Below are 18,547 nucleotides of genomic sequence, written 5' to 3' on the forward strand. Positions count from 1 at the left end.
TGGACTTAACGCCGTATTCATCGACCTGTCTTGATCAAGGTAATTGAGAAGCTTAGATTCCCGGTGTCGACCTGCCCGCCGTACCCCCAGGCCGGAGCACCCGACCCGGCCGCGGTGGGCAGCGACGCCAGGAGCTCCCATGGCCCGCCGCACCGTCAGCGCCCGTCCCCCAGCCAGCGTCCGCCCCACCATCGGTGTCCGTCGTGCCGTCAGCGCCGCCGTGGCCGCGACGATCGCGGTCATCGTCTCGCTCACCCTGACCGCTGTCCCCGCCCAGGCCACGCCGCCCAACATCCCGTCGTACAGCACGGCGCTCAGCCGGCTGAACTCGCTGACCGTGGCCGCCGAGTCGCACCAGTCGAGCTACAGCCGGTCGTTGTTCCCGCACTGGATCACCATCACCGGCAGCTGCAACACCCGGGAGCAGGTGCTCAAGCGCGACGGCAGCAACGTCGTGGTCAACAGCAGTTGCTACCCGACCTCCGGGTCCTGGTACAGCCCGTTCGACGGGGCCACCTGGACGCAGGCGTCGGACGTCGACATCGACCACATGGTGCCGCTCGCCGAGGCGTGGCGTTCCGGTGCCTGGGCCTGGTCCACCGCCCGGCGTCAGACGTACGCCAACGACCTCGGCGGGCCGGAGCTGTGGGCGGTCACCGACAACGTCAACCAGGCCAAGGGCGACAAGGACCCGGCCGACTGGCAGCCGCCGCTCGTCTCGTTCCGTTGCACCTACGCCCGGGCCTGGATCCAGGTGAAGTGGTACTACGACATGACAGTGGACAGCGCGGAGAAGTCCGCCCTGTCCGGCATGCTGGCCACCTGCTGACCCGGCGGCGTACTGGCCACCCGCTGGCCTGACCGACCTGTCGGGCAACCCGGCTACCCTGCCCCGCATGAGTCTTGCGGTAACGGTCGGGATCACCACGGCACTGTCCGGCATTGACGACGAGGGGGCGGCGCGTAGCCGCGCCGCCCTCGACCAGTTGAGCGCCGCGCTGGCCGCCGAGGGCGTCAGCTGGCAGGAGCAGTACGTCGCGGCGGTGCCGTCGACCCGGCCGCACCTGCGTAGCCTGCCGACCAGCTGGCTGCACCAGCTGCGCCGGGTGCTGGCCCTGGTGGATCTGGGCCGGCCGGTCACCCCGATCACCGACGCGAGTGGGCTGATCGCGGACCGGGAGCTGATCGACGATCAGGCGTCGATGCTGGAGTCGCACCTGCTGTGCCACTCCGACACCGCCGGCTACTACGTGCCGGCCGATCTCGGCGACCCGGTGTTCCTGCCGGCCGAGGCCGGGGTGGCCGGCGGCGGCATCGTCGGGTCGGGTCAGGGTCTGCTCGCCGAGCTGCGGCGCTGCGCCCCGGCGATCGGCGTCCGGCTGGACCCGGCTGGGGACCTGCCGGACACCGAGGCGGCCCGGCTGTTCGCGGTGCCCGACGGCACCGACTTTTCCGCCGAGACGCAGGCGTGGCTCACCCTGCACGAGGCGTGCCGGGCGAGCATCTCCTGCGGCCGGGCCATCGTGTTCCACTGACTGACCCGGAATTTGACCCCGACCCTGACCGTGCCGCTGGACGACCGGCTTCCGGCCGGGCGGCGCATCGCCCCCCGGCCGGCCGGTGTGCTCAGCGCAGCACGTGGGAAAGCTGTTCGATGGCGAAGTCCACGTCGGACGCTTCGACGACCAGCGGCGGGGCCAGCCGGATCGTCGCACCGTGGGTGTCCTTGGCCAGTACGCCCCGATCGGCGAGCCGTTCGCAGGCCTGCCGACCGGTCGTCCGCCGTGGGTCCAGGTCCAGCCCGGCCCACAGCCCGCGACCGCGGACGGCGAGCAGTCGGCCGTCGTCGCGCAGCGCGTCGAGCCCGGCGTGCAGCCGGGCCCCCAGCTCCGCCGAGCGCCGCTGGTACTCGCCGGTGGCCAGCAGCCGGACCACCTCGGTGGCGACCGCGCAGGCGAGGGCGTTGCCGCCGAACGTCGAGCCGTGCTCGCCGGGGCGCAGCACCCCGAGCACCGGTCGGTCGGCCACCACCGCCGACACCGGCACGATGCCGCCGCCGAGCGCCTTGCCCAGGATGTACATGTCCGGCACCACGCCCTCGTGGTCGCAGGCGAACGTCGCCCCGGTGCGGCCCAGGCCAGACTGGATCTCGTCGGCGAGCAGCAGCACGTCGTTGCGGGTGCACAGGTCCCGTACCCCGGTCAGGTAGCCGTCCGGCGGCACCACCACGCCCTGCTCGCCCTGGATCGGCTCCAGCAGCACCGCGACGCAGGTCTCGTCGATCGCGTCGGCCAGCGCGGCGAGGTCGCCGTACGGCACGATCCGAAACCCCGGGGTGTACGGCCCGAAGCCGTCGCGGGCCTCGGCGTCGGTGGAGAAGCTGACGATCGTCGTGGTCCGGCCGTGGAAGTTGCCGTCGGCCACGACGATGGTCGCCTGACCGTCCGGTACGCCCTTGACCTGGTAGCCCCACTTGCGGGCGACCTTGATCGCGGTCTCCACCGCCTCGGCGCCGGTGTTCATCGGCAGCACCATGTCCTTGCCGCACAGCTCGGCCAGCTCGCGGCAGAAGTCGGCGAACCGGTCGTGGGTGAACGCCCGGCTGGTCAGGGTGAGCCGGTCCAGCTGGGCGTGCGCGGCGGCGGTCAATGTCGGATGCCGGTGGCCGAAGTTGAGCGCCGAGTAGCCGGCCAGGCAGTCCAGGTAGCGTCGGCCGTCGACGTCGGTGACCCAGGCGCCGGCGGCCTCGCTGATCACCACCGGTAGCGGGTGGTAGTTGTGCGCGGTCCAGCGTTCCGCGTCCCGTACCGCCCTCGGTGTCCGCAGCATCCCGTCGACGATCATCGGCTCGACCCCCTCAGCTCCAGGGTGCAGCATTTCGGGCCGCCGCCGGCCTTGCGCAGCTCGGACAGGTCGACCCCGATCGGGTGATAGCCGCGTTCGCGCAGCGCCGCCGCCAGCCCGTCGGCCTGCACCGGCAGCACGACGTGCCGGCCGTCGCTGACCGCGTTGAGGCCGAACGCGGCGGCGTCGGCCAGGCTGGCCGTGACGGCGTCCGGGAACAGCCGGCGCAGTACCGCCTGGCTGCCGGGGGAGAACGCCTCCGGCAGGTACGCGATGGTCCGCTCGTCGATCACGGCGAGCGCGGTGTCGAGGTGGTAGAAGCACGGGTCGACCAGTTGCAGGGTGACCACCGGGCGGCCGAACACCTCCTGGGCGTGGGCGTGCGCGGCGTGCGAGGTGCGGAACCCGGTGCCGGCCAGCAGGTAGTCGCCGACCACCAGGAAATCGCCTTCGCCTTCGTTGACGTGTTTGGCCTCGTGCACCGGGAAGCCGGCCTGCTCCAGCCAGTCGCGGTAGGCGGGCGCCTCGTCGGCCCGCTGCGGCTCGCGGAACTGCACGGCCAGCGCCCGGCCGTCGATGACGGTGGCGCCGTTGGCGGCGAACACCATGTCGGGCAGGCCGGGCAGCGGCTCGATCTCGTCGACCGTGTGGCCCAGTTCCAGGTACGTCCGGCGCAGCTGGTCCCATTGCGCGATCGCCAGCTCCCGGTCGACGGGGCGGGCCGGGTCCATCCACGGGTTGATCGCGTATTCCACGGCGAAGTACGTCGGCCGGCACATCAGGTACTGCCGGTGGGTGGCGTGCATCGTCATGCGACTGGCTCCTGGGGTCGAAGGCGCGCCTCGGCGGTGGCCGTGGGCTGGCGCTTGTTCTCCACGCTAAGGGCTGGGACCCGCAGAAACCATTGTCAGGAGTTGCTTGTAGCGGCGAATCATTGCGTCATTGCCGAGTACCACATGTGTTTTGTTGCGTACACATGCTTTCGGGGGGCGACCACGCCGTCGCCCCCCGAAGATGCGGTGCCCGGTGAATCACCGGTCCGGTCGGCCCTCTTGCGGTGAACCACCGCTGCCAGGGCCCTGTGGGCGGTGAACCACCGTCCCGACTCACGATTGCCCGTCAGAAGATTCCGACAAACTGTGAGTCAAGCCACTGCCGTACCTGCTGCACCATGTCGGTCTCGGTGGTCAACCAGCTCAGCGCGCCGGTCAGCGCCAGGCTGCCGATGATCATCGTCCCGAGGGCGAGGACGATGCCCATCAGCGCCTCGGTCCGGCCGGCGATGTGCCGGCGGGCCGTCGCCGAGATCCCGCCGAGGCCGGTGGCGAGGGCGATCACCCCGATCGCGATGCCGTACGGTGCCAGCGGTCCGGACAGCACGAACAGCGCGCCGGTGACCCCGGTGATCAGGCTGACGGTGGCGAGCAGGCTGGCCCGGGGCCGGGGGCCGGCCGGTGCCGGCGGGGGAGCCGGCCGGGGGTCGCTGCCCTCCCGGGTGGGCGGCTCGGGGCGCGGTCCCGGCGGTGTCGGCCGGGTGGCCGGGTCGGTGACCCCGGCCCGCGTGCCGCCCCGGGTCGTGTCGGCTCGCGTCGTGTCGGCCCGGGTCGTGTCGGCCCGCGTCCTGTCGGCCCGGGTCGTGTCGGCCTCTGCGGCGTCGGCCGTGCCGGTCGCGGTCGCGGTGGTAGCGCCGGTCGGTGGCGGGTTGTCCGCCGGCCGCGTCGGCTCCGTGCGCCGGGACAGCGAGGGAATCCTGACCATGACAGACCTCCTTATCGGTACGCCGGACCGCACTGCGGCTGCGCGGGTCTCCGGCGGTTGTCGGCTTGCAGTACCCGGATGTCCGGTCCGCCACACCAGTCACGGTCAAGCGGGTGGCGATACCCTCGGACGGTCAGGTTCCGATCATGGGCGGGTGTAGCGGTGACGGTGAGGCCAGCAGGACCGGAAGCGGATCATAAAACGCGCGGTCCCGACGATCCGCCGGAGCTCACGGACTACTTCCGTCAGCTGCTGTGGCAACGGCACATCGTCGGTCTCTGCCGCGCCGGGGCTGCGGCGACCCGCATCGGTGAGGCCGCCGCCGCGCGTACCGGCCGTAACCTCACCCAGTTCCTGGTGCTGGGCATGCTCGACGCCACCGGTCCCCGTTCCCAGCAGGAGCTCAGCGACGGGCTACGGACCGACCGGACCACGATGGTCGGTACGGTCGACGCGTTGGAACGCGCCGGTCTGGTCACCCGCCAGCGCAATCCGACCAACCGGCGGGCGTACATCGTCACCATCAGCCCGGCCGGTCGGGCGGCCCTCGCGACGATCTCGGCCGACGCGGCGACCCTCGAGACCCGGTTCTTCGAGCGCCTCACCGCCGACGAGCGGAACCAGTTGGTCGGCCTGATCGGCAAGCTACTGATCGGTGCCGACGCCGGCCCGACGACGGGTTAGTCGGCCGCGCCCGGCCAACCGGCTGAGCCGCTTCTCCTCCCTTGCCGCCCAGCGGGCGACCCGGCGCGGGTCGAGCGGGCCGCCGTGCCCGACGTGCAGCGTCGCCGGGCCGAGGGCCAGCATCCGCCGCAGGCTGGCGAGGTTGCCGACCGGGTCATCGTGGAACGGCGGGTTGGCCGGCCGGCTGCCGAGCAGGCCCAGCATCGAGCTGGCGACCAGGTCTCCGGCGACGAGGTCGCCGTCGTCGGTCAGCACTGAGATCGAACCGGCGGTGTGGCCCGGGGTGGGCACGATCCGGCCGGCCACGCCGTAGTCGTCGAGCCGCAGTTCGCCGTCGATCAACAGGTCGGGTTCGACCGGCCGGACCGGTCGGTCGAGCACCCCGGTACGCATGATCAGCCGCCCGGTCGGTCCGGTCGGCAGATACGGCCGCCGGCTCGCGCCGGCCCGGTACTGGGCCAGGTCGGCGACGTGCCCGGCGACCGGTGCCCCGGTCAGCTGGTGCAGTCGGGCGGCGGAGCCGAAGTGGTCGGTGTGCCCGTGGGTGAGCACGATCAGTGCCACCTCGGAGGGGTCCACCCCGTGGCGGATCAGACCGGTGTGGATCTTTCCGGCGCTGCCGGGCATTCCGGCGTCGACGACCACCGGTCGGCGGCCGAGCAGGAGATAGGCGTTCACGCTCCGGTTGCCGGTGACCGGGATCGGCAGCACGGTGGTGGGGGTGGGCACGGGACCTCCGAACAAGCGACGAGGTAATCGTCAGGTGATCAACAGTTGACCAACATACAATCAGCTGGGTCTGATCATGGTCAAGCCGACTGCGGCCGATAGGCTCTGCTGCCATGCCCGAAGGCCACACCATCCACCGGCTGGCCGCCCACCACCACGCCGTACTCGGCGGAGCACAGGTCGTCGCGACCAGCCCGCAGGGTCGGTTCACCGCTGGCGCCGCCCGGCTCACCGGCGCCACCCTCGCCGCCACCGAGGCGTACGGCAAACACCTGCTGCACCACTACCAGGGTGGTCCGGGCGGCGGCATCCTGCACGTGCACCTGGGCCTCTACGGCACCGTCGCCGACGGGCCGGGACAGCCGCCGGCACCGGTCGGGCAGATCCGGCTGCGGCTGGTCGGCGGGCCGGCAGCGACAGCCGGCGCAGCCGCCCGACAGCACTGGCTGGACCTGCGCGGACCGGCCGCCTGCGAACTGCTCACCGAGGCGGAGGCCGACGCCCTGCGCGACCGGCTCGGTGCCGATCCGCTGCGCGACGACGCCGACCCGGACACTGCCGGCGGCCGGATCCGGCGCAGCGCCAGACCGCTCGGCGCGTTGCTGCTCGACCAGACGATCGTCGCCGGGGTCGGCCTGGTCTACGCCACCGAGGTGCTGTTCCGGGCCGGGATCGCGCCGACCATGCCGGGCCGGCGGCTGACCGCCGACCAGTGGCAGCGGATCTGGGCCGACCTGGTCACCCTGATGCGGATCGGGGTGCGCCGGGGCCGGATCGACACCGTACGCGACGAGCACCTGCCGGAGGCGATGGGCCGGGCACCGCGCAACGACCGGCACGGCGGCGAGGTGTACGTCTACCGGCGCGCCGGCCAACCCTGCCTGTGCTGCGGCGCCACCGTGGCCGCCGGGGTGCTGGCCGCCCGGAACACCTACTGGTGCCCGACCTGCCAACCGGGCTGAGCCGCCGTCGTCACCACCATTTGCGCTTCGGCGGCCGCACCACGACCGAGCCGAAGATCACGTTGCAGACCAGCTGGATGACCGGGGCACCGGGCCGGGGCGGTGCGGTCAGCTTCGACTTCTTGTCACCGAACACCGCCGTGCCGGTCATCCGGACGTCGACCCCTTCCGGCACGTACACGGTGACCGAGCCGAAGATGGCAGTCGCCTCGATAGTGGTCACCTGATGCTGGATCTGGGCGTCCTGCAACTCGATCTTGCAGTCGCCGAAGACCGCCCGCGCCTCCACCCGGTCCGGCACCAGCCAGTGTCCCTTGCGCACCTCGTCACCGAAGATCGCCACCATCCGCTCCGCCGGGGCGGGCGGCGTCGCGCCGCTGCCCGGCACCGCCGGGTACGCCGGACCGCGCGCCGCCAGCGCACCCGGCCCGGCGGCGGCCGGCAGCCCACCCGACGACTCGGTGGGCAGGTCGGCGGTGAGCCGGGCCAGCTCACCCCGGGTCTTGGCCTGATGCGCCTCGGTGGCCCGGTCGGCGTACTCGTCGAGGGTCAGCCGGCCTTCCGCGGTCGCCTGGCCGAGCAGCTCCACCACCTGCTCCCGCTCGGCGTCGGAGACGCGCAGGTGATCGCCGCTGGGATGGGTCGCCGGGTCCACCCGCCAAGCCTAACGGCCACGCCCAACGGCAACCGCCACCCGCCCGGTCCGCGCGGGCGCCGGCTCACGGGGTCTCGGCGACGGCGTCGTTGGCCCGCCGGGCGGCGACCAGCACCGGATCCCAGACCGGCGAGTACGGCGGGGCGTAGCCCAGGTCGAGGGCGGTCATCTCGGCCACCGACATCCGGTTCCACACCGCGACGGACAGCACGTCGATCCGCTTCGCCGCCTCCGAGGTGCCGACGATCTGCCCACCCAGCAGCTGCCCGGTGTGCTGCTCGGCGATCAGCTTTATCGTCATCGGGGCGGCACCGGGGAAGTAGCCGGCCCGGTTGTTCGACTCCACGGTGGCGCTCACATAGGCGTACCCGGCTTTCGCCGCCTCGCGTTCGAGCAGTCCGGTGCGGGCCACCTCCAGGTCACAGACCTTGGTGATCGCGGTGCCGATCACCCCGGGGAAGGTGGCGTAGCTGCCGCCGATGTTGATCCCGGCCACCCGGCCCTGCTTGTTGGCGTGGGTGCCCAGCGGGATGTGCACTGGCTGGCCGCTGACCCGGTGGAAGGTCTCGACGCAGTCGCCGGCCGCCCACACGTCGGGCACCCCGACCACCCGCATCTGCAGATCGGTACGGACGCCGCCGGTGACGCCGATCGGCAGGCCGGCCTGCTCGGCGAGCCCGGTGTTCGGCCGTACACCCAGACCCAGCACCACGACGTCGGCCGGCACCGCGCCGTCGTCAGTCAGCACCTCGCAGACCCGCCCGTCGCGTTCGTGCAGGCCGGTGACTGACACGCCGGTACGTACGTCGATGCCGAGCGCGACCAGCGCCGAGCGGACCAGCGCTCCCATGTCCGGGTCGACGGTGGACATCGGTTGCGGGCTGCGCTCCACCAGGGTCACCGCCAGCCCGCGCCGGATCAACGCCTCGGCCATCTCCACCCCGATGTACCCGCCGCCGACCACCACCGCCCGGCGCGGCGCCGGTTCCTGGTCGAGCCAGTCCCGCAGCGCCGCGCCGTCGTCGAGGGTCTGCACCCCGAACACGCCGGCGGCGGCGTTGCCCGCCCACGGCGGCTGCGCCGGCGCCGCTCCGGTGGCGTACACCAGGGTGTCGAACGGCTCGCGGACCTCCCGTCCGCCGTCGCCGAACGACGTGGCCACCACCTCCCGCGCGGCCAGGTCGATCCGGGTGACCTCGTGCCGGATGCGGACGTCGATGTGGTGGTCGCGGCGGAACGTCTCCGGGTCGCGGACGATCAGCTCCTGCGGGTCGTCGACCAGGCCGGAGATCCAGTACGGGATTCCGCAGGCCGAGTACGAGGTGAACCGGCCCCGCTCGAACGCGACGATGCTCAGCTCGTCGGGGCCACGCAGTTGCCGGGCCTGAGACGCGGCCGACATGCCGGCCGCGTCACCACCGATCACCACCATCCGTTGCGCCATCTCACATCTTCTCCAGTCGGGTCCGGTCGGACCAGGTCAGCGGTCCGGCGGTCGGTCCGGCGGGGGGATCGGCGGCCGGCCCGGCGGTCGGCCCGGCAGGGGGATCGGTCACGTGCGGCGGTGCCGGGATGATCGACCTGCTGCGGGTCTGCGCGGCCAGATAGTCCACCACGGCGCCCAGGTCGCCGCTGCCGGCGTGCACGGCCCGCTGCCGGGCCGCCCCGGTGCCCCGGGCCCGCAGCCGGCCCAGCAGCGAGTTCACCAGCGCGACATCGCCGTGCCGGTCGAGCTCGGGGCGGACGGTGTCGACCAGCCGGCGCAGCAGATGCCAGCCGGGACGCAGCGCGGGTGCCCCGGTGGTCAGGTCCACGGCCTGCCCCTCCAGCCCGTCGTGCGCGGCCCGCCAGTGGGCGGCGACCAGCACATGATGCTCCACGTCGACCGGTGGCCGGTCCTGTTCCACCGCGGTGAGCGCGGTGCCGACCAGACCGCGGACCAGCGCGGCGAGCAGGATCGTGTCGTCCAGGCTCGGGCAGACGTCGCCGATGCGGACCTCGACGGTGGGGTAGTGCGCCGACAGTCGGGCGTACCAGTGGAGCATCCCTTCGTCCAGGATGAGACCGGCGGTGGTCAAGTCGTCGACCAGCGACCGGTAGTGCTCGTACGAGCGTAACCGTGGGGCCGGGGCAACCGCCGGCCAACGCTGCCACATCACCGACCGCCAACTGGCGTACCCGGTGTCGACGCCGTGGAAGAACGGCGAGTTGGCGGTCGTCGCCTGCAGCACCGGCAGCCACGGGCGGAGGTGGTTGAGCACCTGTACGCCGACCTGCTGGTCCGGGACCGCGACGTGCACGTGCAGCCCGTTGGTGCCCGGGCCGGGCAGCAGCATCCCGTACCGTTCGACGATCCGGTGGAAGCGTGGGTCGTCGACCACGTCGGGCTGCGGTCCGGCGACCGGTGCGGTGCCGACGGCGATCAGCCGGACACCGGCCCGCTCGGCGGCGTCGGCGACCCCGGCGCGCAGCGTCCCGAGAGTACGCCGCAGCGCCCGTAGGTCCAGGCCGGGTGGACTGCCGATTTCGATCTGGCTGGTCTGGAACTCCCGCTGCACCTGCCCGCGCAGCTCCGGCGGGATCTCGGCGAGCACCGCCGCGACCGCCGGTGCGGCGGCACCCGACCGGCGGTCGACGAGCAGGAACTCCTCCTCCACACCGACGGTCAGCGCGTCGGGCCGGTGCCGGGCCGGCGCGGCGGCGACAGTACTGCTGGTCATCGGGCCATCCTGCGCCTTCGGGCGACCCGGCGGTACGGCTTTGCGGTGCCGCCGGCCGCGCCGGTCGGCTCAGGGTTCGCGGGTGGGCGGTCGGTTCAACGTTTGCGGGTGGGCGGTCGGCTCAGCGTTCGCGCCGGGGTGGCCGGGGCAGCGGCAGGTCGTGCCGACCGGCGATCAACTCCTGGACCCGGATCTTGGCCAGGATGATCGGTTGCCGGTAGCGGCGCTCGCGGTCGGCGGACCTGGCTCGCCGCCACTCGGCCCAGCGGCTCTCGCCCCGGTAGAACCAGCGTGCCCAGGGCGCGTGCGGCCGGGCCAGCCGCAGCGCGCCGACGATCAGCAGGACCGGCAGGAACAGTCCCAGCAGCCCGGTCCAGATCTTGCCCTTGAGCAGGGTGATCGCTGCCAGCACCAGGTTGATCACGATGAGCGCGGCGCCAGCGAACTGTGCCGGGTCGGTCTCGCCGGTGAGGAATTCGTTGGCCCCCAGCGGTCGCAGGCCGAGTAGCAGCAGCCCGGAAACGGCGACCGCCACGAAGACCGCGTCGATCGAGGTGCGGCCGCGCTCCGACCAGTAGACGTCGCTCAGATGCAGCAGCAGGGCGAACTCGTCGAGCACCAGCGCGGCGCCGACGCCGAACAGCGCGGCCGCCACCGCTCGCCACCCGGTCGTCTCCACCGGGATCGCCAGCCCGGCAACCCCGGCGACCAGCATGAAGACCACCCCGAAGACGACGTGATGGATGTGCAGGTCGCCCCGGGTGACGTTGCCTGGCCACCAGCGCACCTGGGCCCGGATCATCCGGACCGAGAAGCGGATGAACGCGAAGCCGAGGACGACGCCGACGAAGAAACAGAACAGCGGCAACCGGCCGGTCGAGACGATGGTCTGCTCGAACCAGCCGTTCACCGGACTCCTCCATGCGACCCGCGCACCCTGTCTCCTTATCCACTGCTATGCAGGGATTTACCTGACTTTACGAGCTGTCCGGCCTGGCCGGACGGTGTCTCCAAGGGTGCCGGTGGTCCGGTCGCCGCCCCCGCCGAGGCTGCCGGATCGGTTCAGAGCCAGTTTCCACGCCGGTTGCGACATCGACATCGGTTGACAAGTCCGGCCTTCCGACGTACAACTCCTGAGAGCGCTCTCCCAGATTGTTGAGCGGTCCCCGACCGTCCCCATCAGTCCTGATGTCCCAAGACCGAAGATCGACAACCGCACCGGAGAGAACGCTCTCAGCCGGTCGACGGCATCTGCCCTGACCCGGACCAAGAATCGGCGACCGGCCACCCCCCCAGCAGCAGGCCGTGACCGGCCCATACCCCCAGCAGAGAGGCCAGTGATGAACTCACCCCCGCGACGCCCTCGTCGCCGCATCCGTACCCGGATCGTCGCCGCCGCAGCCGCGCTCACCGCGACCGCCGTCGTCACCTCGGTCACCGCGCACGCCAACGCCGCGATCCCGCCCACCCCCAGCGGCTGGGACCTGGTCTGGAGCGACGACTTCACCGGCGCCGCAAACACCCTGCCCTCGTCGGCCAACTGGATCATCGACACCGGCACCAGCTACCCCGGCGGCCCGCCGCAGTGGGGCACCGGCGAGATCCAGACCTACACCAACAGCACCGCCAACGTCCGGCACGACGGCAACGGCAACCTGCGGATCACCCCGATCCGCGACGGCGCCGGCAACTGGACCTCGGCCCGGATCGAGACGGTACGCAGCAACTTCAAGCCGCCGTCCGGTGGCGTGATGGCGATCGAAGGCCGGATCCAGGTGCCGAACGTGACCGGGGCCGCCGCCTCCGGCTACTGGCCGGCGTTCTGGGCGCTCGGCTCGCCGTACCGGGGCAACTACCAGAACTGGCCGGCGATCGGCGAGTTCGACGTGATGGAGAACGTCAACGGGCTGAACAACGTCTGGGGCGTACTGCACTGCGGCGTCGCTCCGGGCGGACCGTGCGACGAGTTCAACGGCATCGGCGGGTCCCGGGCCTGCCCCGGCGCCTCCTGCCAGTCGGCGTTCCACACCTACCGCTTCGAGTGGGACGCCAGCGCCAGCCCGCAGCAACTGCGCTGGTACGTCGACGGACAGCACTACCACACGGTCACCCAGGGGCAGATCCCCGAGCCGCACTGGTCCAACATGACCACCCACGCCGGCTACTTCATCCTGCTCAACGTGGCGATGGGCGGTGCCTTCCCGAACGGGGTCGCCGGCTCCACCACGCCGACCGCGAACACCGTCTCCGGCGTACCGATGCTGGTCGACTACGTGGCGGTCTACACCCGCGGCGGGTCGAACCCGCCGCCCACCACGCCACCGCCGCCGACCACGCCGCCGCCCGGCGGTGGGGTGAACGCGTACGCCGCGATCCAGGCCGAGTCGTTCAACGCCCACAACGGGGTCGGGACCGAGGCGTGCAGCGAGGGCGGCCAGAACATCGGCTGGCTGGCCAACGGCGACTGGGCCCGCTATGACAACGTCGATTTCGGCTCGACACCGCCGCGTGACTTCGTCGCCCGGGTCGCCTCCGGTGCCGGTGCCGGGGTCAGCGGCCTGGTCCAGGTCCGCATCGGCAGCCCGACCGCCGCGCCGATCGGCAGCTTCGCCGTCGGTGACACCGGCGGCTGGCAGTCCTGGCGGACGGTGCCCGGCAACGTCTCCGGGGTGACCGGCCGGCAGACGGTCTACCTGACCTTCAGCAGCGGACAGCCGAACGACTTCGTCAACGTCAACTGGTTCCACTTCCGCCGCTGACCTCGACGGGGAGCCCGGCCGATCGACCCGCTTCGGTGGGGCGAGCCGGGCTCCCCTGGCCCGCGATGCGCGCGAGCGGCGACGGGTTCAGCCTGGCGAAGCCCTCCTGCCGCTGGTAAGGGAAGTACGGGTAGGGGGCGGTACGGCTGCTGACGGCGTCGAGCCGGGTCACCTGTTCGGGCGTCAGGGACCATCCCACGGCGTCGATGTTCTGCCTCAACTGCGCCTCGTCCCGGGCACCGATGATGACGGTGGCCACGGTGGGCCGTCGCAGCAGCCAGTTGACCGCGATCTGCGGCACCGCCCGACCGGTCTCGCGGGACAGTTCCTCGAGCACGTCCACGACGCGGAACAGGTGCTCGTCGTCGACCGGCGGACCGTAGGCGGCGGTCGCGTGCAGCCGGCTGGTGGGCGGTGGTGGTGTGTCGCGGCGGATCCGGCCGGTGAGCCGTCCCCAGCCGAGTGGGCTCCACACCACGGCTCCGACGCCCTGGTCGAGGCCCAGCGGCAGGAGTTCCCACTCGTAGTCCCGACCGATGAGTGAGTAGTAGACCTGGTGTGCCACGTACCGGCGGCGGTGGTCCCGGTCGGCTGCGGCGAGGGACTTCATCAGCTGCCAGCCGGCGAAGTTGGAGACGCCGAGATAGCGGATCTTCCCGTCGCGTACCAGGTCGTCGAGGGTCGCGACGACCTCTTCGACGGGTGTCGCGGCGTCGAACGCGTGCAGCTGGAACAGGTCGATGTGGTCGGTGCCGAGCCGGCGCAGCGCCGCGTCGACCGACCGGATGAGCCGCGTGTGTGAGGTTCCCGCGTCGTTCGGGCCGTCGCCGGTCGGCAGGCCACTCTTGGTCGAGATCAGCACGGCGTCGCGCCGGCCCTTGATCGCCTGCCCCAGCACCTGTTCGGACGCCCCGTCGGAGTACACGTCCGCGGTGTCGAACATGGTCACTCCGGCGTCGAGGCAGATGTCCACGAGGCGTCGTGCCTCGCGGGCGTCCGTGTTGCCCCAGGCACCGAAGAGTGGTCCGGAGCCGCCGAAGGTGCCGGCTCCGAAGCTGAGGGCGGGCACGGTTAGCCCGGATGCTCCGAGTCGTCGGTACTCCACGGTGGTGTCCTCCTTTAAAGGAACTGTGGTTCCGTTAGTGTGCGCTAGATTAGCAGCCAGTCGCCGCTAAGGAAACTGGAGACCCGTTATGACCGTCGGTGCGATCCGACCCGGCGGGCGGACCGCCCGGGTCCGCGCCGCCGTGCTCCGCGCTGCCGGTGACGCGCTCGTCGAGCACGGCTTCGACCGTCTCGACCTCGCCGACGTGGCGCGCCGCGCCGAGGTGGGCAAGACAACGGTCTACCGCCGCTGGGGCACGGTCGCCGGCCTCGTCGCCGACCTGCTGACCGACATGGCGGAGCAGTCACTGCCGCGGGCCGACACCGGATCGCTGATCGAGGACCTGCGGGCCAACGCCCGGCTCGTGCAGCGCACCCTGGTCGATCCGCGGCAGGGTGCCCTCTTCCGGGCGGTCATCGTCGCCGCGACCTGCGACCCTCGCGCCGCCGAGGCGCTGCACCGCTTCTACGCCGTCCGCATCGCCGAGTGGGCACCCTGCGTGGAGCAGGCCGTACGGCGGGCGGAACTGCCTCAGGGCACGGACGCCGCCGAGGTCATCCGCGCCGTCTCGGCACCGCTCTACTACCGGCTGCTCGTCAGCGGAGACCCGGTCGACGAGGCAGCGGCGGACCGGGCCGCCGAAGCGGCGGTGGCAGCGGCCCGCGCCGGCGTCTACGCGCCTGCCGGTGGTCTCAACTAGAAACAGGTCGGCCCAACCGAAATAGGCGTGACGCGCCAACTGTCAACAGCCCGACGCTCGGGGTCGTAAGTGCGACATCGACGGAGTCGTCGAATTGACAGATAGTTATTCCTGGATGGGTGCCGTCAATTCCGCGTATCTTTTGCTCAGGGTTCCCTCAGAAATTCATTATGGTTTCGCGGAGTTTCGACTCGGATAGGCATCCATGCTGGAGCTAATTCCACACAGCGGAAGAGACCGTCAATCTTCGAGGAGAACAGAATCATGACCAAGACTGCCATCGGACGTTCGGCCGCAGGCGCCGTCCACCGTCGGAGCCGTGCCACCGCGCTGCTGGCCGCGTCGTTCGCCGGCTGCCTGCTCGGCGCCGGCCTCGGCGCCGGCGCCGCGCACGCCGCACCGCTGCCCGGCTGCGGCATGGCGGCGGTGTTCGACACCGAGATCCACTGGGGTAGCAGTTCCAATCCGTGGCACGGCGACGCCGATCTGCACCTGCTGCTGGACAACCGGAAAACCATCGTCGACGGCGAGACCGTCCCGGCGGGTACGCGGCTGACCTGGGCCGGCCCGAATGGCAATGCCGACATCACCTTCGGTGCGGACGGTACGTTCACCGGCAGTGCCCGGTTCCCGGGTGAGGGTGGCGTCGGCTACCGGGGCACCCTCGCGGCGTCCACCCCGGTGGCCTGCGACGAGCCGGCGACCTACGCCGCTGAGATCCACTGGGGCAGCAGTTCCAACCCGTGGCACGGCGACGCCGAGACGACGATCATGGTGAAGAACCGGCGGACCATCGTGGACGCCGAGTCGGCTTCCGCAGGCACGCAGTTGACCTGGGCCGGCCCGAATGGCAATGCCGACATCACCTTCGGCGAGAACGGAATGTTCACCGGCAGTGCCCGGTTCCCAGGTGAAGGCGGAGTGGGCTACCGGGGCAGCCGCAAGGCGGTCTGTGACGTGGCGGTGTTCGACACCGAGATTCACTGGGGTAGCAGTTCCAATCCGTGGCACGGCGACGCCGATCTGCACCTGCTGCTGGACAACCGGAAAACCATCATCGACGGCGAGACCGTCCCGGCGGGTACGCGGCTGACCTGGGCCGGCCCGAATGGCAATGCCGACATCACCTTCGGTGCGGACGGTACGTTCACCGGCAGTGCCCGGTTCCCGGGTGAGGGTGGCGTCGGCTACCGGGGCACCCTCGCGGCGTCCACCCCGATGATCTGCGACGACGCAGCGGTCTTCGCGACCGAGTACCGGCTCTCCCCACTGCCGTGGACCGCGGACACCGACCTGACCGCGATGATCAGCAACCGCCGGGTCATCGTCGACGACCAGACCATCCCGGCCGACACGACCCTGACCTGGACCGGCCCGCAGGGTGACGCCAACATCACCTTCCGGGCGGACCGCGACTTCGCCGGCACCGTCGAGTACCCGGGCACGCCCATCGAACTGCGCTACCGCGGCACCGCCCGCTGACCCAACCCCGCCGGCCCCGTGGCACCCGCTGCCACGGGGCCGGCCTCGCGCCCGTACTCCCGGTCGGCTGGGATGCTTCGGGCATGCCTTCCTACCCGCCGACGTTCGCCGACCAGGTCGTCACCCAACCGCTGCGCGCTCAGTTCGAGGCGTTCCTCGACGAGCACCGCAGCGCACTCAACCGCTGTCTGGACGGGCTGACCGAGGAGCAGGCCCGCCGATCGTTGGTCGCCTCCCGGACCACGCTGCTGGGTCTGGTGAAGCACGCGACCTTCGTCGAGAAGGTCTGGTTCGACGAGGCCGTGACGTGCCGGCCGCGTACGGAGCTCGGGCTGCCCGCGACGGCGGACGAGTCGTTCGTCCTCGCTGCCGACGACACGATCGCCAGCGTCCAACGCGCCCACCGCGAAGCCTGCGAAGCGTCCCGCCGGGCGACGTCGTCCCTGGAGTTGGACGACATCCTGCACGGCAACCGGCGAGGTCCGCTTCCGCTGCGCTGGGTGTACCTGCACGTGCTGCGCGAGCTCGCCCAGCACTGCGGGCACGCGGACATCCTCCGCGAGCAGCTCGCCGACGAGTAGTACGCGCCCACCGGCCGCCGCGCACCGGGCCTGTCCGCCGCCGCCCACCGGCCTCCGCCCTCCATCCCTTGCCAGGGTGTTTACAAAACTGTTAAGAGTCTTAATAATTGCCGCACTGGTGCTTCGAGGGAGGGATGTCGATGAAACCCGTACGGATAGCCGCCCCGGTGCTGGCTGCGGTCCTCGCTGCCGCAGGGGTGATCTGGGCGGCCGGCCCGGCCCTGGCCGCCGGCCCCACCGCGACCTTCGTGAAAACCTCCGACTGGGGCAGCGGCTGGGAAGGCAAGGTCACCGTCGCCAACGGCGGCGCCACCGCCATCACCGCCTGGACCGTCGCCTTCGACCTGCCGGCCGGCACCACGGTCGGCACCTACTGGGACGCCCTGCTCAGCGTCTCCGGGCAGCGGTTCACCTTCACCAACCGCAGCTGGAACGGCCACCTCGTGCCGGGCGCGTCGGTCTCGTTCGGATTCCTCGGCAGCGGGCCGGGCAGCCCGACCAACTGCACCCTCAACGGTGCGCCCTGCGGCGGCCAGCCGCCGCCGACCACGGCCCCACCCACCACCGCGCCACCGACTACCGCGCCACCCACGACTGCGCCCCCGACGACGGCACCACCTCCCACCACGCCGCCGCCGACCGACGACGGGCTGCCGGAGCACTTTCTCACCGGGTACTGGCACAACTTCGACAACCCGGCCGTCGAGCTGCGGCTACGCGACGTGCCGGCCGAGTACGACCTGATCGCGGTCGCCTTCGCCGAGGCCACCAGCACCCCCGGCGCGGTCAGCTTCGGCATCGACCCGGGTCTGTCCGCCTCGCTCGGCGGCTACACCGACGCACAGTTCAAGGCCGACGTCGCCACCCTGCACCAGCGCGGCAAGAAGGTGATCATCTCGATCGGCGGGGAGACCGGCCGGGTCGCGGTCAACGATCCCGCGTCCGCCACGGCGCTCGCCGACAGCCTGCACCGGCTGATCCAGGACTACGGCTTCGACGGTGTCGACATCGACCTGGAGAACGGGCTCAACCCGACCTACATGGCGCAGGCGCTGCGCGCGCTGCGCAGCCGGACCGGGCCGGGGCTGATCATCACGATGGCACCGCAGACCATCGACATGCAGTCACCGTCGGTGTCGTACTTCAAACTGGCGCTGGACATCCGCGACATTCTGACCGTGGTGCACACCCAGTTCTACAACTCCGGGTCGATGCTCGGTTGCGACCAGGCGTTCGCCTACAGCCAGGGCACGGTCAACTTCATGACCGCACTGGCCTGCCTGCAACTGGAAGCGGGCCTGCGGCCCGACCAGGTGGCTCTCGGCCTGCCGGCAGGTCCGGGAGCGGCCGGCGGCGGGATCGTCGCCCCGACGATGGTCAACCAGGCACTCGACTGCCTGGCCCGGGGCACCAGCTGCGGCAGTTTCCGGCCGCCGCGCACGTACCCCGGCATCCGGGGTGCGATGACCTGGTCGATCAACTGGGACGTGACCAACGGCAACGGGTTCGCCCGTACCGTCAAGCCGCACCTGGCGACGCTGCCCTGACCGGCGGCCCGGCCACCCGCG

The 18,547-nt window shown here is 71.5% G+C and carries 18 protein-coding genes; 9 read left to right on the plus strand and 9 right to left on the minus strand.

The features are described from left to right. Positions 1–139 precede the first annotated feature (139 nt). On the plus strand, positions 140–829 hold the full coding sequence (locus O7629_RS03180; protein ID WP_278167387.1) for an HNH endonuclease family protein: 690 nt from the start codon (positions 140–142) through the stop codon (positions 827–829). 67 nt (positions 830–896) lie between these two features. Next, on the plus strand, positions 897–1,535 hold the full coding sequence (locus tag O7629_RS03185; protein WP_278167388.1) for a hypothetical protein: 639 nt from the start codon (positions 897–899) through the stop codon (positions 1,533–1,535). A gap of 91 nt (positions 1,536–1,626) precedes the next feature. Here O7629_RS03185 and rocD read toward each other — a convergent pair whose 3' ends face one another. The 3 genes from rocD to O7629_RS03200 form a co-directional block, all read right to left on the minus strand. Then, complete coding sequence (rocD, locus tag O7629_RS03190; RefSeq protein WP_278174381.1) at positions 1,627–2,841, minus strand: ornithine--oxo-acid transaminase; 1,215 nt, start codon at positions 2,839–2,841, stop codon at positions 1,627–1,629. After that, positions 2,841–3,650 (minus strand): dimethylargininase, encoded by an 810-nt coding sequence (gene ddaH, locus O7629_RS03195; RefSeq protein WP_278174382.1) that lies wholly within the window; start codon positions 3,648–3,650, stop codon positions 2,841–2,843. Before ddaH ends, rocD begins: the two co-directional genes overlap by 1 nt. 313 nt (positions 3,651–3,963) lie before the next feature. Then, the gene (locus O7629_RS03200; protein ID WP_278167389.1) at positions 3,964–4,602 is read right to left on the minus strand and encodes a hypothetical protein; all 639 of its coding nucleotides are present in this window, start codon (positions 4,600–4,602) and stop codon (positions 3,964–3,966) included. Between the two features lie 168 nt (positions 4,603–4,770). Here O7629_RS03200 and O7629_RS03205 point away from each other — a divergent pair, with 168 nt between their 5' ends. Beyond that, positions 4,771–5,286 (plus strand): MarR family transcriptional regulator, encoded by a 516-nt coding sequence (locus tag O7629_RS03205; protein ID WP_278167390.1) that lies wholly within the window; start codon positions 4,771–4,773, stop codon positions 5,284–5,286. Here the strand turns inward: O7629_RS03205 and O7629_RS03210 are convergent. Beyond that, positions 5,248–6,015: an MBL fold metallo-hydrolase gene (locus O7629_RS03210; RefSeq protein ID WP_278167391.1), complete on the minus strand. Its 768-nt coding sequence runs from the start codon at positions 6,013–6,015 to the stop codon at positions 5,248–5,250. The genes O7629_RS03205 and O7629_RS03210 overlap by 39 nt on opposite strands. A gap of 113 nt (positions 6,016–6,128) precedes the next feature. Here O7629_RS03210 and O7629_RS03215 point away from each other — a divergent pair, with 113 nt between their 5' ends. Continuing rightward, complete coding sequence (locus O7629_RS03215) at positions 6,129–6,977, plus strand: DNA-formamidopyrimidine glycosylase family protein (RefSeq protein WP_278167392.1); 849 nt, start codon at positions 6,129–6,131, stop codon at positions 6,975–6,977. A 10-nt stretch (positions 6,978–6,987) separates the two neighbouring features. Here the strand turns inward: O7629_RS03215 and O7629_RS03220 are convergent, their stop codons facing one another. The 4 genes from O7629_RS03220 to O7629_RS03235 all read right to left on the minus strand — a co-directional run bounded on the left by O7629_RS03220 (position 6,988) and on the right by O7629_RS03235 (position 11,262). Next, the gene (locus O7629_RS03220; protein WP_278167393.1) at positions 6,988–7,632 is read right to left on the minus strand and encodes a DUF1707 domain-containing protein; all 645 of its coding nucleotides are present in this window, start codon (positions 7,630–7,632) and stop codon (positions 6,988–6,990) included. Positions 7,633–7,696: 64 nt separating this feature from the next. Then, positions 7,697–9,076: an FAD-dependent oxidoreductase gene (locus O7629_RS03225; RefSeq protein WP_278167394.1), complete on the minus strand. Its 1,380-nt coding sequence runs from the start codon at positions 9,074–9,076 to the stop codon at positions 7,697–7,699. Position 9,077: 1 nt separating this feature from the next. Beyond that, on the minus strand, positions 9,078–10,352 hold the full coding sequence (locus tag O7629_RS03230) for a glutamate--cysteine ligase (RefSeq protein WP_278167395.1): 1,275 nt from the start codon (positions 10,350–10,352) through the stop codon (positions 9,078–9,080). 121 nt (positions 10,353–10,473) lie between these two features. Then, positions 10,474–11,262: a hypothetical protein gene (locus O7629_RS03235; protein ID WP_278167396.1), complete on the minus strand. Its 789-nt coding sequence runs from the start codon at positions 11,260–11,262 to the stop codon at positions 10,474–10,476. A gap of 430 nt (positions 11,263–11,692) precedes the next feature. On the opposite strand from O7629_RS03235, the gene O7629_RS03240 reads away from it, so the two are divergent. Next, the gene (locus O7629_RS03240) at positions 11,693–13,111 is read left to right on the plus strand and encodes a carbohydrate-binding protein (protein ID WP_278167397.1); all 1,419 of its coding nucleotides are present in this window, start codon (positions 11,693–11,695) and stop codon (positions 13,109–13,111) included. Here the strand turns inward: O7629_RS03240 and O7629_RS03245 are convergent. After that, a complete protein-coding gene (locus tag O7629_RS03245; protein WP_278167398.1) occupies positions 13,086–14,216 on the minus strand; it encodes an aldo/keto reductase in 1,131 nt (376 codons plus the stop codon). The genes O7629_RS03240 and O7629_RS03245 overlap by 26 nt on opposite strands. An 88-nt stretch (positions 14,217–14,304) precedes the next feature. On the opposite strand from O7629_RS03245, the gene O7629_RS03250 reads away from it, so the two are divergent. From O7629_RS03250 to O7629_RS03265, 4 genes are all read left to right on the plus strand, one after another. Continuing rightward, on the plus strand, positions 14,305–14,916 hold the full coding sequence (locus O7629_RS03250; RefSeq protein WP_278167400.1) for a TetR/AcrR family transcriptional regulator: 612 nt from the start codon (positions 14,305–14,307) through the stop codon (positions 14,914–14,916). A gap of 264 nt (positions 14,917–15,180) precedes the next feature. Next, entirely contained in the window at positions 15,181–16,398 is a 1,218-nt protein-coding gene (locus O7629_RS03255) for a hypothetical protein (RefSeq protein ID WP_278167401.1), read from the plus strand. An 83-nt stretch (positions 16,399–16,481) separates the two neighbouring features. Beyond that, entirely contained in the window at positions 16,482–16,979 is a 498-nt protein-coding gene (locus tag O7629_RS03260; protein WP_278167402.1) for a DinB family protein, read from the plus strand. Positions 16,980–17,119: 140 nt separating this feature from the next. After that, the gene (locus O7629_RS03265) at positions 17,120–18,526 is read left to right on the plus strand and encodes a cellulose binding domain-containing protein (RefSeq protein WP_278167404.1); all 1,407 of its coding nucleotides are present in this window, start codon (positions 17,120–17,122) and stop codon (positions 18,524–18,526) included. The last annotated feature ends 21 nt before the right edge of the window (positions 18,527–18,547 follow it).

Source organism: Solwaraspora sp. WMMD792, from assembly GCF_029626105.1.
GTDB lineage: Bacteria > Actinomycetota > Actinomycetes > Mycobacteriales > Micromonosporaceae > Micromonospora_E.

Excerpts from the sequence above, each read along its gene's own strand:
- O7629_RS03240 (WP_278167397.1), top strand. The coding sequence starts at position 11,693 with ATGAACTCACCCCCGCGACGCCCTCGTCGCCGCATCCGTACCCGGATC.
- O7629_RS03250 (WP_278167400.1), top strand. The coding sequence starts at position 14,305 with ATGACCGTCGGTGCGATCCGACCCGGCGGGCGGACCGCCCGGGTCCGC.
- O7629_RS03185 (WP_278167388.1), top strand. The coding sequence starts at position 897 with ATGAGTCTTGCGGTAACGGTCGGGATCACCACGGCACTGTCCGGCATT.
- O7629_RS03215 (WP_278167392.1), top strand. The coding sequence starts at position 6,129 with ATGCCCGAAGGCCACACCATCCACCGGCTGGCCGCCCACCACCACGCC.
- O7629_RS03180 (WP_278167387.1), top strand. The coding sequence starts at position 140 with ATGGCCCGCCGCACCGTCAGCGCCCGTCCCCCAGCCAGCGTCCGCCCC.
- O7629_RS03260 (WP_278167402.1), top strand. The coding sequence starts at position 16,482 with ATGCCTTCCTACCCGCCGACGTTCGCCGACCAGGTCGTCACCCAACCG.
- O7629_RS03200 (WP_278167389.1), bottom strand. The coding sequence starts at position 4,602 with ATGGTCAGGATTCCCTCGCTGTCCCGGCGCACGGAGCCGACGCGGCCG.
- O7629_RS03265 (WP_278167404.1), top strand. The coding sequence starts at position 17,120 with ATGAAACCCGTACGGATAGCCGCCCCGGTGCTGGCTGCGGTCCTCGCT.
- O7629_RS03255 (WP_278167401.1), top strand. The coding sequence starts at position 15,181 with ATGACCAAGACTGCCATCGGACGTTCGGCCGCAGGCGCCGTCCACCGT.
- ddaH (WP_278174382.1), bottom strand. The coding sequence starts at position 3,650 with ATGCACGCCACCCACCGGCAGTACCTGATGTGCCGGCCGACGTACTTC.
- O7629_RS03225 (WP_278167394.1), bottom strand. The coding sequence starts at position 9,076 with ATGGCGCAACGGATGGTGGTGATCGGTGGTGACGCGGCCGGCATGTCG.
- O7629_RS03230 (WP_278167395.1), bottom strand. The coding sequence starts at position 10,352 with ATGACCAGCAGTACTGTCGCCGCCGCGCCGGCCCGGCACCGGCCCGAC.